Below are 13,898 nucleotides of genomic sequence, written 5' to 3'. Positions count from 1 at the left end.
GCGCATTGCCGATTGGGCCGGGGATCGGCGTTAATCTGCTGATAATCTTCCTTAATGCCGCGTTAACTCCGTCTGTCTGCCAGAAAGTTGCCTTAATCTCTTGGCAACTATTCTGAAGCTTCAGAAGAGGAATATCCCGGTGTCTTTCAAACGCTTTGACGAACGTCTTACCCAGATGCAGTGGCAGCCCCAGTCCGGGCCGTCGCCACAGATCGTTGACAGTGTGATGGCCGACCGTCCTCCGCTGGCGGTGCGTGGGGTGGAATTCACCCTGGCGGGCGCCATTTTGGGTATTCTGATCGGTGTTGGTCTCAAGGGGATCTACACGCCCGGTGCGCCCTGGGGGCCGAATACCGGCCTGACCGGCCTGCTGATTGGTGGCGCGTCTCTTGCTGGAGCGGGCTTGTCACTGGCGCTGGCAGCCTATGCCATTCTGCGCCGTCATGACATGCCGCGCCTGATGCAGTTTGCGTCGATGAACCTGCTGATCATCGTGATGCTGCTGCTGGGATAACCCGGCCAACCGCCCCGGTTCAGGACAGGTCAAGCAGCGCCGCCGATCACTCGGCGGCGATTTTTATGACCGGTTCCATTTCTGTCAGATCGGAATCGCTGAGGTGGCATTTCACCTGATGACCGCCGTCCAGAGTGCGCACCGGTGGAACCTCTCTCTCGCAGAGACCGTCTGCGACCTTGGATTTCCAGCGACAGCGGGTCTGGAACGGGCATCCGGGCGGCGGGTTCATCGCCGACGGGATATCGCCTTCCAGCACGATGTGGCGCTTCTCAACCGATGTATCGGCAATCGGCACCGCGCTCAGCAGCGCCTCGGTATAGGGGTGATAGGGGGGGGCAAAGACCTGATCTGTGGTGCCCAGCTCAACCACATGGCCGAGGTACATCACCATCACCCGGTCGCTGAGATAGCGCACGATGCTGAGGTCATGGGAGATGAACAGGAGCGTTGTCTTCTCCTTGCGCTGGATTTCCATCAGCAGATCGGTGACCGCGGCCTGCACCGACACATCCAGCGCCGAGACCGGCTCATCCGCAACCACGATGCGGGCGCCACCGGCAAAGGCGCGGGCAATGCCGACGCGCTGTTTCTGCCCGCCTGACAGCTGCCGCGGCATGCGGTCGGCAAAGGCGCGGGGGAGTTTCACCAGATCCAACAGTTCCAACATGCGCGCCTTACGCGCAGCGGTGCTGTCGCCGATGCCAAAGATCTCCAGCGCCCGCATGATCTGGCGGCCTACCGTCATCGACGGGTTCAGCGTATCAAACGGGTTCTGAAACACCATCTGCACGTCGGAGACGGTGCGGGTGTCGCGCTGTTCGATGGGGGTGGCTTCGATGTTCCTGCCATCCAGCTGAATGGCGCCTGCGGTTGCGGTCTCCAGCCCCATCAGCACCTTGGCAAAGGTGGATTTGCCGCAGCCGCTCTCGCCGACGATGGCGAGGGTCTCGCTCTCCCGGGCCTCAAAACTCAGGGTTTCATTGGCCTTCACCACCTTGCGCGCGCCGCTGTCAAACAGCGCATTGGCCGAGACCTCATAATATTTGCGCAGCTCGTCGATCTTCAGCACCACCTCGCCAACCTCGGGTTTCTCCTTCTGCTCACCGACGGTGATGGGTGCGGCCCAGTCGATTTCATCGTGGCGCAGGCAGCGGGTGTGATGGCGGTCATTGCCCTGCACCGGCACCATCGGGATGTCCTGGGCATCGCAGCGCCCGGCCTCGAAATAATCGCAGCGCGGGCCGAAGTTACAGCCGGGCGGGCGCTCGTGCGGGAGCGGGAAGTTGCCGGGGATCGCCACCAGCGGGCGGGCGTTCTTATCCGCGCCCGGCAGCGGGATAGAGCGGAACAGCGCCTGCGTATAGGGGTGTTGCATCTCGTCAAACACATCATGGATGGAGCCGCGCTCCACCGCTTCGCCGGAATACATCACGCAGAGGCGGTCGCAGGTTTCCAGCACCAGACCGAGGTTGTGGGAGATGAACAGCATCGAGGTGCCGTATTTCTTGCCCAGATCCTTTACCAGCTCGACCACGGCGGCCTCTACCGTCACATCCAGCGCGGTGGTCGGCTCATCCAGGATGAGGAGGGCGGGTTTTGACATCAGCGCCATGGCGATCACGATGCGCTGCTGCTGGCCGCCGGACAGCTGATGCGGGAAGGAATTGAGCATCCGTTCGGGATCGGGCAGGCGCACATCGGTCACCACCTCAAGGGCGCGCCTGTAGGCCTCTTCCTTGCTGACGCCCTCATGGATCATCGGCACTTCCATCAGCTGTTTGCCGATCTTCATTGCCGGGTTGAGCGAGGCCATCGGCTCCTGATAGATCATCGCGATCTCATTGCCGCGCACGTCGCGCAGCTCTTCCGCAGACATCTCCGCAAGATCGCGGCCCTTGAACTTGATCGAGCCGCCAACAATGCGGCCATTCTTGCCCAGATCCTGCATCACGCCGAGCGCCACGGTGGATTTGCCGCAGCCGCTCTCTCCGACCAGCCCCACCGCCTCACCGGGCATCACCGAGACGGAGAAATCCATCACCGCAGGAATTTCCCGCAGCCGGGTAAAGAAGGAGATCGACAGTTTGTCAATTTCCAGGATCGGGCCGTCGTACTCTGCGAGTTTGTTCATCTTGGTCTCCCTGGAGGGCTGGTTGACGCCTTAGAGGCATCTTCTGGCTCCAAATATCTCGGGGTCCGGGGGCAGCGCCCCCGGAGAGGATCATATCAGTCGCGCAGGCTTTCTTCGCGCAGGCCATCCGCCAGCAGGTTCAGCCCGAGCACAAGGCTCAGCAGCGCCAGCGCCGGTGGCAGCGGCGGGTGCAGATAGATCGACAACAGCTTGCGCCCATCGTTGATCGTGCTGCCCCAGTCCGGGCTTTCCGGCGGCAGGCCCAGCCCGAAGAAGCCCAAGGTTCCAAGGAGGATGGTGGTGTAGCCGATGCGCAGGCAGAAATCGACGATCAGCGGACCACGGGCGTTGGGCAAGATCTCCCACAGCATGATGTACCAGGGGCGCTCCCCCCGGGTCTGGGCGGCGGCGACATAGTCGCGGGTTTTGATGTCCATGGTGAGGCCGCGCACGATGCGGAACACAGTGGGTGAATTCACAAAGACCACGGAGACAAAGACCACCAGAATACCGCCCGGCACGTTAAAGAGATCAATGGGCGAGAAGGTGATCTTGGAGCCGCTCTCATTGATCAGCGACAGATAGAGTATGGCGCCCGGGATCAACACCAGCGCCAGCCACATTGCATTGTGCTGAGGCCGTGTGCGAAAGCGTGAATGGATCAGCACGGCAATAAAGATCAGCGGGAAGGCAAAGAGCACCACGGCGATATATTGCGGCAGCCCGGTTTCAATGATCTCCGGTGTGACCAGCAGGTAGAACAGCAGGATCACCGGGAAGGCCAGGATCAGGTTGGCCATAAAGGACAGCACTGTATCCCACAGACCGCCATAATATCCCGCAGGCAGCCCCAGCGTGATCCCAACCATAAAGGCAAAGAGTGTCGCCAGCGGCGCGATCTGCACCACCACCCAGGCGCCATCAATCAGACGGCTGAACACATCACGCGCCAGGTTGTCGCCGCCAAGCAGATACCAGGCCGCAATGCCTGCATCGGCCTCGGCACCCGGCAGGGGGGTGCCTGGCAGTTTGTTTTTAAGGCCGGAAATCTGGGCCAGCGGGTCATGCGGTGCAATGAGATCCATTGCGCCAAGGACGCCGGTAAAAACCCAGAACATCACCAGCGCAAAGCCGATCATACCGATGGGGCTGTCAAACAGTTTCCCATAGAGACCAAGCCGCCGCTTGAAGGTGATCGAGACGGCGAAAAGCACCACCAATGCGCTCCACACAGGCAAGAGCAACTGCGCCATGGCGCCGACGATGCCGCCAGAGGCGCCGAACATGATGCCAAACACAATGTAGATGAGGATCAGTCCGATCACCGCGAGAAAACTGTAACGCACGGCGATACCGGCCAGCGCATCCGGCGTTGCGGCGAGGCTGGCGCTGTGGTGGGCGTTCACCGCCATGGTAGGGCTTGTGGTCACAATGCTGAGCACGAGCCAGGTCATCACCGAGGCTGCAAGCGCGCCTAAGGCAAGTAACAACACAGGGGTGAGAAAAGAGAGACTCCCGGTCCAGCTGAGAGGGTCCATAGTGCGTTCCTCCTTCAGGAAATCCGGATGCGGGGGTTGAGATAGACATAGCCGATATCGGAGATCAGCTGAGTGAGCAGCACCACGACCACGGAGACCACGGAAATGCCGAGGAGCAGTTCGATGTCATTGTTGCCTGCCGCCTCCACCAGGGCCCAGCCGAAGCCTTTGTAGTTGAACAGTGTCTCCACGATCACCACACCATTCAGCAGCCACGGGAACTGCAGCATGATCACGGTGAAGGGGGCAATCAATGCGTTGCGCAGGGCGTGGCGCATGACAATCTTCGGAAAGCTCACGCCCTTCAGCCGGGCAGTGCGGATATATTGCGCGGTCATCACCTCGGTCATGGAGGCGCGGGTCATCCGGGCGATATAGCCGATCCCATAAAGGGCGATGGTCAGCACCGGCAGGAAGAAATTCTCAAAATTGGCATCGGTCATCGCAGAGGTCGCCGTGCCCTTGAACCATTTCAAGCCAACTGTGGAAGAGGTGAACACCGCAATGAAGATCACGCCGGAGACATATTCCGGGGTGGCGGTAGTCAGGATGGAGGCGGTGGAGAGCGACCGGTCGGTGACAGAGCCTTCACGCATACCGGCCAGAACACCGATCAGCAGCGCCGAGGGCACCATCAGGATCAGCACCCACATCATCAGGAAGGCGGTATTGCCAAGTCGGGTCTGAATAATGGTCCAGACTTCATCCTTGAACCGGGTGGAATAGCCCCAGTCCCCTTGCAAAACGCCACAGAACGACGGGGCGTCTTCTGCCTCCTCTGCGGTGACAACGCCCGTGATGCAGCGGCCGGTGATCCCCTCATCCGTGGTGGTACGCCAGCCGGGGAGTACCCCCAGCCATTGGCCGTATTTTACCGGCATTGGTTGGAGATAGCCGTTTTTGTCCAACCAGCTGGCGACGGCCTCATCCGACATGCGGAAGTTGCCCTCGGTCTTGGCCAGTTTTTCAAGGTTCGGATAGAGGTTGGTCAGAATGAACACGATGAAGGTGAGGCAGAGCGCCGTCAGGATCATCACGCCCGTTCGGCGCAGAATAAAAAGTCCCATGCAAAGTCCTGTTGGCAAAGTCCGGTTGGTCTGCCATGCGCGATCGGAGGCAGCGCAGAGGCTGCGCTAGACCTGAGGTCGGACGGCGGGTGAGCTGGCGGCTGAGCTGGCAGCATCTGCCCCGGTGACAGGGCAGATGCGAGATATGTGAGCTGGCAGGATCAGGCCGACCAGCCCCATTTGTAGTGATGATGCTCATAGGAAATGTGCATATCTGCGCCAACGACGCCTTCACGCATATGACGGTAGAGCGAGCGCCAGTAAGGCTGGATGGTCACCCCCTCATCCTGGATGATCGCTTCCATCTTGGCCATGACTTCACGGCGCTTGTCAGCATCCGCAATGGCCAGCGCCTCGGTCAGCAGCCCGTCGAATTCCGCATTGGACCAGCCGAATTCATTCCAGGCCTCGCCGGAGCGATAGGCCAGCGCGTGGATCTGCACGCCCAGCGGACGGTGGTTCCAGTTGGTGGAGCTGAACGGGTATTTCACCCAGTCGTTCCAGAAGGTGGAGCCGGGCAGCACTGTGCGTTTGACCTTGAAGCCGGCATCGCGCAGCTGCGCTGCGACCGCATCGGTGGTGTTCTTGCGCCAGTCATCGTCAATGGAGATGATTTCATGCTCGAAATCCATCATACCAGCTTCTTCCATCAGCGCCTTCGCCGCGGCAGCATCGACCTTGCGGGCGGGCAGTTCGGCGTATTCGGGATGGATCGGACCAACGTGATGGTTTTCCGCAGGCTGGCCGCGACCTCCATACCCCAGTTCCAGGCAGACGGAATTGTCGACAGCCATGGAGATCGCCTGACGCACGCGTTTGTCAGCATAAGGCTGTTTGCCGTCGACGGTGGCCAGCTGGTTGGGGCGAACAACGATGGTAGCCATGGTGACAACTTCAGACTTCTGGAAGCCCAGCCCGTCCATCACGTCGATGAATTCCCCCACGGATTCGTAGAGCAGATCCACCTCTTCGGATTCCAGTGCTGCCAGCCATGAGGAGGAGTCAGTGCCAAAGTCGATATATTCGATGCGGTCCAGTGCCGGACGGCCAAAGACGGCTTCGCCCCACCATGTGTGATCTTCGTTGCGCTCCAGCGTGGCCTTCACGCCGACCTCAAGCTCCGCCAGCTTGTAGGGGCCGGTGCCAACATTGGCCGTGAAATCATCGGTCTGGAAGCTGGAGTGGACAATGGCGGCGGGATAGTCGGCCATGCCGGGGATCAGCGAAATATCGGAGTTCGGCAGGCTGAGGCGGACCGTGTGGCTGTCCACCACTTCGATGGCGCCGTCACGGGCCTGCCCGGAGGCTTCGTCAACCAGTGAGCCGAAACGGCCGGCCATGGAGTTGCCTTCCATGCCCTTGTCACACCAGCCGGCGATATTGCGGGCCACATCCTCGGCGGTGAAATCATCGCCATTGTTCCATTTCACGCCCTTGCGGACGTTGAGAGTGTAAACGGTAGCGTCTTCATTGATCTCCCAGCTGTCCAGCAACATGCCAGAGAGGGAGCCATCGTTGTTGTATTCGACCAGATACTCCAGTGTGCCGCGGCTCTGGTTGCCCATTTCGGACCAGTCATAGGTGCGCGGATCTTTCAGTGGCTTCACCAGCATCTGCATGCGCATGGTGCCGCCATCCTGTTTGTGACTTGCGGCCTGAACCGGCGCGTCGAGCCCAAGGAGGCCGTATGCCGCCACCGAGCTGAGGCCAAGCGCAGTGGCGCGGGCCATGAATTCGCGTCGGTCCATCTTCCCAGCAAGGGTTTCTGTCGCATACATCTTTGCCGCCGGGTGGATATCGGTCCCGGTGATGGTGTCTTTTGTCATGTGGCTCTCCCTGTTGCACCGCAAGATCTTTTCTTCTGGGACGGCGGGCCAGTCGGATCTGGCAGATGCCGTTTGTGGTGCTGTGTTCAACGATTGTTTCCCCGTTTGGCCATTCGGCCCCAGAACGAGGGGTAGGTCAATGTAGGTTATCGACCTTTCGTATGTATTTTGCGACATTTCTGGTGTCGTTTTTGTATTTTGACTGCGGAACGCCCGGTCTGAAGGGATTAGTACTGGGCATAAGTGCCCAGTCTGACGTGGTGCCATGACTCGCTTGTCAGGGTGACTCGCTGTCTGCCTCGGCGGAGGTTGCGGGCATTACTTAAATGCAGGTCGGCGATGACCTGAGTGGCAGCGGGTGATGGGATGTGGCAGATGCGGAAGAGATTATTTGCGGAAGGAAAACCGGATCAGGCGCTGCGTTTCAGCTTGTCACGGGCCTGTTTGCGCAGCCGACTCGGGGTCTCACCGGTGTGCTGGGTGATGAACCGCGTGAAATAGGCCGCGCTGCCAAAGCCAAGGGTTGCTGCAATATCGCGCATCGGCAGCTCTGACGTGATCAGCAGGCTGCGGGCCGCATGGAGCTGACGCTCGGTGAGCAGGGCGCCTGCGGTCTTGCCGGTCTCGGATTTGCAGACACGGGTCAGATGGGTTGGCGTCACATTCAACGCTGCTGCGTGATCAGCCATGCTGGCGTGCTGGGCGTAGCATTCAACAATTCGACCGCAGTACCCCTGCGCCAGTCTCTGTGCGGCGGTGGGTTTGCTGACGGTGCTGTTCCGTGCCGCCATCAGGCGCCGCACATGGATTGCGATTAGCGTACCATGGGCCTGCATCGCGCGGTACCACAGCGCCGGGCGATCCTGCTGTTCGGCCTGCATGGCCTGAAACATGCTGTTGATCACGGCCTGATCCTGCGCATCCGGAATGCGCAGCGTGTCGGCACTGTCAGGGAAATCCATCGGCGTTGAGGCGGGGATTGTCATCACCTGCCCGATACACTGACGGCCCAATTCCAACGACCACAATGTGCCGGCAGGTACGAAGATCGCGCTGTTTGGACCAAATCCCCGCTGCTGACCATTCAGAAAGACCCGCCCCTGACCACGGGTGATCCAGATCAGCAGGCTTTCTGTGAGATCATGCGCCAGTTCGACCTGCCAGGATCCATCGGGGGTCAGCTGCGACAGCGGTGCGACAGTGATCTCGCCGATATGGGTGGGGTCAAAAGGCATAGGATGGATATGGTATGTGCTGCTCTTATTTTCCGTGCGCGCAAATGGCCATGAAAAACTGATTCTGGCAAGTTTTTGCCGAAAAATGCGTAAGTATTTAGTCGAATTGCAGGTGGTGCATGGGTTTTGAGCAACAATGCGCGCATACCGCACGGTCAACGGGGCGGATTGTCCAGGCTCAATGCCGTGATCTGCGTCCGTGTTGTCAATTTGGCCGCCTGCGGAACCTAGCCGGGGCGGTGGCAGTGCCAGCCCTTCATGCGGGCGCGGAACCAGGTGCGCTGGCGTTTGGCAAATTGTCGGGTGGCGACCGCGGCACGCTCTCGGGCCTCTTCTTCGGTCAGGTCGCCAAGGTGATGGGCCATCAGTTCCGGCACCCCGATGGCACGGCAGGAGGGCAGGGCAGGATCATAGCGATCCTGCATGGCGGTGATCTCGGCCATTGCCCCCATATCCATCATTGCATCAAAGCGGCGGCGGATGCGCGCTTCGAGCCAGTCCTTGTCGGTGTCAAAGACAATCGCGGTGCAGTGATCCAGCGGCAGCGGCGGGGGCGGCGTCTCCGCCTGCCAGTCGGCCAGGCCGCGCCCGGTTGCGGTCAGCACCTCATAGGCGCGCTGCACCCGGGCGCGGTTTAGCAGATCGATCCGGGCGGCGGTTGTTGCATCCAGTGCCGCGCGCATGTCCTCAAGCGACAGCGCGTCAGCCTGCTGACGGACGGCCGCAGGTGTGGCAGGGATGTCGGCAAGCCCCTGCGTCAGCGCAGCAAAGTAAAGCCCGGTGCCACCGACAATAATCGGGCGTGGGCCTTCGCTGAGAAGCGGCAGTACCTCGCGCAGCCAGTGGCCAACAGAATAGTCGGCATCATAGGGCTGATGACCATAGAGCAGATGCGGCGCCATCGCCTCTTCCTCGGCGGAGGGACGGGCGGTGATCACCCGCCAGCAGTCATAGACCTGACTGGCATCGGCATTGACGATCACCCCGCCCTGAGTTTGGGCGATCCGCAGGGCCAGTGCGGATTTGCCGGAGGCGGTCGGTCCGGCAATCAGCACCGGCTGGTGGGGCGGGATCTCTGGCAGCGCGGTCAAGTCGGTCATGCAGGGCGTCCTGTTCTTCGGATGTTCCCCGGCGCGCAGGGCAGAGCAGCAAGGCGGCGCCGAAAAACATGTCAGGCCGCATTGATCCTGCCGCCGATTTGCTTCATTTTGCGCGCAAAGTAACCCCGTCATATTCCGGAGCGCAACATGCCCCTTACCAACGATCAGCCGGAGGCCACGCCGGCGGCAACCTATAAACGTGTCATGCTGAAAATTTCAGGCGAAGCGCTGATGGGGGACCAAGGGTATGGTCTGCACCCGCCTACCGTCCAGCGCATTGCCCATGAAGTGAAATCCGTGCGCGATATGGGTGTCGAAATCTGTATGGTGATCGGTGGCGGTAATATCTTCCGCGGTCTGTCCGGCTCAGCTCAGGGGATGGAGCGGACTACGGCGGATTACATGGGGATGCTGGCCACGGTAATGAACGCGCTGGCGATGCAGTCGGCGCTGGAAGGTCTGGGTGTGTTCACCCGCGTGATTTCCGCCATCCGCATGGATGAGGTGGCCGAGCCTTACATCCGCCGCCGCGCGGTGCGTCACCTTGAGAAAAAGCGGGTCTGCATTTTCGCCGCCGGCACCGGTAATCCCTATTTCACCACCGACACCGCGGCGACCCTGCGCGCCAATGAGATGGCCTGTGAGGCGATCTTCATGGGCAAGAACGGCGTCGATGGCGTTTATGACAAGGACCCGGCGCAGCATGATGACGCGGTGCGCTACGATGATATCACCTACGATGAGGTGCTGGCCAAGCGTCTGAAGGTGATGGATGCCTCGGCCATTGCGCTGGCGCGGGACAACAACCTGCCGCTGATGGTGTTCCCGTTGGATGAACCGGGCGGGTTCCGGGGGATTCTGGCCGGGAAGGGCACTTATACCAAGGTGCATGGCTGACCGCTGATCCCCTGCTGGCACATGTGGGCGGGCTTTCCCGTCACACCGCTGGCGACACATTAAGTGGCCGCGCGCCCGGACCGGTTCCGGCGCGCGGTTTTTTTGATCCTGGGGCAGCGTGTCGGCGGCGGCAGTGGCCCACTCAGGCCCGGCACTCCAGCCCTGCCCTCAGGCGCGGGGGCCGCAGAAGCCTGCCGCTTGGCGCTTCAAAACTGCGGCAAGATCGCTATACAACCTTCCGTCAATGTCTTATGAGCAATACAAACACCGCCTCAAGTCAGGGGAGAGCAGAATGTCTGACGATTTTATTCTCGATACCGATGATCTACAGCGCCGCATGGATGGCGCCATGGCCAACCTCAAGACCGAATTTGCGTCTCTGCGGACCGGTCGCGCCTCCGCGTCGATGCTGGAGCCCGTGATGGTGGATGCCTATGGGTCGATGACACCAATCAATCAGGTTGGCACCGTCAATGTGCCCGAGCCGCGTATGGTCACCATCAATGTCTGGGACAAAGGTCTGGTCGGCAAGGTCGAAAAAGCGATCCGCGAGTCCGGTCTGGGCATCAATCCGCAGCTCAATGGCACCATCATCATGCTGCCGATCCCCGAGCTGAACGAGGAACGCCGCCGGGATCTGACCAAAGTGGCCGGCCAATATGCCGAACATGCCCGCGTGTCGATCCGCAATGTGCGTCGCGACGGTATGGACCAGATCAAGAAGGCCAAGGCTGACGGCATGTCCGAGGACGACCAGAAGCTGTGGGAAGGCGAAGTTCAGGAGCTGACCGACAAGATGATCAAGGTTGTCGATGCGGCGCTTGAAACGAAACAAGCCGAAATCATGCAGGTCTGACACCTGCAGATGTCACAGAGCACAGACACCGCCTTGGCGCCGAGTGAGGGCGAGCCTGCCCCGCAACGCGGTCCCAAACATGTGGCCATTATCATGGATGGCAATGGCCGCTGGGCACAGGCGCGGGGCCGTCCGCGGCTGTTCGGCCACCATGCGGGCGCCAAACGCGTCCGCGAGGTGGTGGAATGCTGCCCGGCGCTGGGGGTGAAATACCTTACCATTTTTGCCTTCTCGACGGAGAACTGGAAGCGTACGCAGGTTGAGGTCGCAGGCCTCATGAGCCTGTTCCGTCGTTATATCTCTAAGGAGATGAAGGCGCTGTCGCAGCGCAACGTGCGGGTCCGTTTTATCGGTGACCGGGTGCGTCTGGACAAGAAACTGGTGACCCTGATGGACCAGTTGGAGCAGGAGACGGCGTGCAATGACGGCACCCATCTGACCATCGCGCTGAACTATGGCAGCCGTGATGAGGTGGCGCGCGCCACCAAACGGCTGGCCGAAGATGTGGCGGCCGGGCGGCTGGATCCAGCGGATGTGGATGAAGAAACCCTGCCGCGTTATCTCGATACCCATGTGCTGCCGGACCCCGATCTGGTGATCCGCACCAGTGGTGAAGCGCGGATCTCCAACTTCCTGCTGTGGCAGTCGGCCTATGCCGAATATGAATTCATCGACACGCTCTGGCCGGATTTCACCGCGGATGAGATGGACCGGTTGTGCCGCAGCTACGGGCAGCGGGATCGCCGGTTTGGCGCGGTGAAAACATGAGCGGGGCAGGACGCTGGGCCGATCTGATGCCGCGGCTGATCTCCGCCGTGGTGATGATCCTTGTTGGTGGCTGGGCGGTCTGGCGCGGTGGTGTGGTTTTCGACCTGCTGATTGCGGCGGCCGGTGGTGGCATGATCTGGGAGTTGCTGCGCATGGTGGCGCCGCATCGTCAGGGGGTGGCGCTGCCGCTTGGTGTCCTGTCGATGGGCGCGGTTCTGGCGGCGGCCTTGATGGCGGGCAACTGGGCCGTGGGTCTGTTGCTGATCCCGGCGATCCTTGGCGCGGTTGCGCTGGATATTCGCCGGGGAATTTACCTTGGCTTTGCGCTCTGGGTGGTGTTTGCCGCCTATGCGTTCATCTGGATGCGCAGCACATTGGGCCTGGACTGGATGGTCTGGCTGATCTCGGTTGTGGTGGCCACGGATGTTGCGGGCTACTTTGCCGGTAAAACCTTTGGCGGGCCGAAATTCTGGCCCCGTGTCAGCCCCAAAAAGACCTGGTCCGGCACCTCTGCCGGCTGGATCGCAGCGGCGATTGTCGGCGCGATTTTTGCAGCACAGGCCGGGCTTGGCCTTGGCGTGGTGGTGCTGTCGGTTCTGGTCTCCATGGCGAGCCAGGCAGGCGATGTGGCGGAGAGCGCGTTGAAGCGCAAGATGAGCGTGAAGGATTCAAGCGCGCTGATCCCCGGCCACGGTGGGTTGTTCGACCGGTTTGACGGGATGCTGGGCGCAGCGGCGATGGTGCTTCTGGTGCTCAGCCTTTGGGGTCTGCCCGGCGGGACGATGTAATGCGGAAGATCTCGATTTTCGGGGCCACCGGATCCATTGGTCAGAACACGATCGACCTGATCCGGCGGGCTCCCGACGACTATGACGTGGTGGCGTTGAGTGGTGGCGCCAATATCTCCCAGCTGGCGCAGGATGCGATTGCGCTGAAGGCGGATGTTGCCGTCACTGCCTATGATGACCAGTTGCCTTCATTGAGAGCCGCATTGGCCGGGTCAGGTGTCACCGCTGCCGCAGGGCAGGCGGCCCTGGCTGAGGCGGCGGCGCGGCCTGCGGATTGGGTGATGTCTGCCATTGTCGGCGCGGCTGGGCTGGCACCGGGGCTGGAGGCGCTGAAACAGGGCGCAACGCTGGCGCTGGCCAATAAGGAATCTCTGGTCTGTGCCGGGGCGCTGCTTCTGGATACGGCGCGGCGCCATAATGCGCGTCTGCTGCCGGTCGATAGCGAACATTCCGCAGTATTTCAGGGCTTGGTAGGGGAAGATATTTCCGCTGTGGAGCGGGTGGTGATCACCGCCTCTGGCGGAGCATTCCGGGACTGGCCGCAGGAGCAGCTGAAGACTGCCACGGTGGCGCAGGCCTCCTCTCATCCCAATTGGGACATGGGGCAGCGGATCACTATCGACAGCGCGTCCATGTTCAACAAGGCGCTGGAAGTTATTGAAACCCGTGAATTCTTTGGCGTTGCGCCAGAACAGATTGAGGTTGTCGTTCACCCTGAATCTATCGTGCATGCGCTGGTCGGATTTCGCGATGGGGCGCTGATGGCACATCTTGGCGCGCCGGATATGCGCCACGCCATTGGCTATGCGCTGCATTGGCCTGAGCGGCGGGAGCTGCCGGTCGAGCGGCTGGATCTGGCACGGCTGGCGCAGCTGACATTCCGCGCGCCTGATCCCGCACGCTATCCCGCATTGCGGCTGGCCTATGACGTGATGGACCGAGGCGGCCTTATGGGGGCGGTGTTCAACGCCGCCAAGGAGCGGGCGCTGGATCATTTCATCGCCGGGCGCATCGGGTTTCTGGATATGGCGGCGGTGGTCGCGCGGGTGCTGGCGCAGTTTGACAGCGCAGATCGCGGGCTAGATGAGGCAATGACCCTTGATACGGTGAGCCGGACCGACCATCTCGCCCGTATGGAAGCCGACAACGCAATTTTAGACTATGTAAGGTAAGCC

At 61.0% G+C, this 13,898-nt stretch carries 12 protein-coding genes; 6 read left to right on the top strand and 6 right to left on the bottom strand.

The window, feature by feature from the left end; all coding sequences use genetic code 11:
• Positions 1-139: 139 nt before the first annotated feature.
• The gene (locus INHI_RS0108775) at positions 140-514 is read left to right on the top strand and encodes a hypothetical protein (RefSeq protein WP_014874529.1); all 375 of its coding nucleotides are present in this window, start codon (positions 140-142) and stop codon (positions 512-514) included.
• A 46-nt stretch (positions 515-560) separates the two neighbouring features.
• Here the strand turns inward: INHI_RS0108775 and INHI_RS0108770 are convergent, their stop codons facing one another.
• The 6 genes from INHI_RS0108770 to miaA form a co-directional block, all read right to left on the bottom strand.
• Positions 561-2,648 carry a dipeptide ABC transporter ATP-binding protein gene (locus INHI_RS0108770; RefSeq protein WP_027247402.1) on the bottom strand — a complete coding sequence of 696 codons (2,088 nt, stop codon included), beginning with the start codon at positions 2,646-2,648 and terminating at the stop codon, positions 561-563.
• Between the two features lie 95 nt (positions 2,649-2,743).
• Positions 2,744-4,186, bottom strand: coding sequence for an ABC transporter permease (locus tag INHI_RS0108765; RefSeq protein ID WP_027247401.1), 1,443 nt, complete (start codon positions 4,184-4,186; stop codon positions 2,744-2,746).
• A gap of 14 nt (positions 4,187-4,200) precedes the next feature.
• Positions 4,201-5,253, bottom strand: coding sequence for an ABC transporter permease (locus INHI_RS0108760; RefSeq protein WP_027247400.1), 1,053 nt, complete (start codon positions 5,251-5,253; stop codon positions 4,201-4,203).
• 161 nt (positions 5,254-5,414) lie between these two features.
• Positions 5,415-7,079 carry an ABC transporter substrate-binding protein gene (locus INHI_RS0108755; RefSeq protein ID WP_027247399.1) on the bottom strand — a complete coding sequence of 555 codons (1,665 nt, stop codon included), beginning with the start codon at positions 7,077-7,079 and terminating at the stop codon, positions 5,415-5,417.
• Positions 7,080-7,489: 410 nt separating this feature from the next.
• Complete coding sequence (locus tag INHI_RS0108750) at positions 7,490-8,314, bottom strand: AraC family transcriptional regulator (protein ID WP_014879898.1); 825 nt, start codon at positions 8,312-8,314, stop codon at positions 7,490-7,492.
• Between the two features lie 227 nt (positions 8,315-8,541).
• Entirely contained in the window at positions 8,542-9,414 is an 873-nt protein-coding gene (gene miaA / locus INHI_RS0108745; RefSeq protein WP_027247398.1) for a tRNA (adenosine(37)-N6)-dimethylallyltransferase MiaA, read from the bottom strand.
• Positions 9,415-9,561: 147 nt separating this feature from the next.
• Here miaA and pyrH point away from each other — a divergent pair, with 147 nt between their 5' ends.
• From pyrH to dxr, 5 genes are all read left to right on the top strand, one after another.
• Positions 9,562-10,311, top strand: a complete 750-nt coding sequence (gene pyrH, locus INHI_RS0108740) for a UMP kinase (RefSeq protein WP_027247397.1) — start codon at positions 9,562-9,564, stop codon at positions 10,309-10,311.
• A gap of 292 nt (positions 10,312-10,603) precedes the next feature.
• Complete coding sequence (frr, locus tag INHI_RS0108735) at positions 10,604-11,167, top strand: ribosome recycling factor (protein WP_014874537.1); 564 nt, start codon at positions 10,604-10,606, stop codon at positions 11,165-11,167.
• Between the two features lie 9 nt (positions 11,168-11,176).
• Positions 11,177-11,935 carry an undecaprenyl pyrophosphate synthase gene (uppS, locus tag INHI_RS0108730; protein ID WP_014874538.1) on the top strand — a complete coding sequence of 253 codons (759 nt, stop codon included), beginning with the start codon at positions 11,177-11,179 and terminating at the stop codon, positions 11,933-11,935.
• Complete coding sequence (locus INHI_RS0108725; RefSeq protein WP_027247396.1) at positions 11,932-12,723, top strand: phosphatidate cytidylyltransferase; 792 nt, start codon at positions 11,932-11,934, stop codon at positions 12,721-12,723. The genes uppS and INHI_RS0108725 overlap by 4 nt, the downstream gene beginning before the upstream one ends.
• Positions 12,723-13,895 (top strand): 1-deoxy-D-xylulose-5-phosphate reductoisomerase, encoded by a 1,173-nt coding sequence (gene dxr / locus INHI_RS0108720; RefSeq protein ID WP_027247395.1) that lies wholly within the window; start codon positions 12,723-12,725, stop codon positions 13,893-13,895. The genes INHI_RS0108725 and dxr overlap by 1 nt, the downstream gene beginning before the upstream one ends.
• The last annotated feature ends 3 nt before the right edge of the window (positions 13,896-13,898 follow it).

This window comes from Phaeobacter inhibens DSM 16374, from assembly GCF_000473105.1.
Classification (GTDB): Bacteria; Pseudomonadota; Alphaproteobacteria; order Rhodobacterales; family Rhodobacteraceae; genus Phaeobacter; species Phaeobacter inhibens.
Note: the sequence above shows the minus strand (reverse complement) of the source record. Positions and strands in the feature narration are given on the sequence as shown.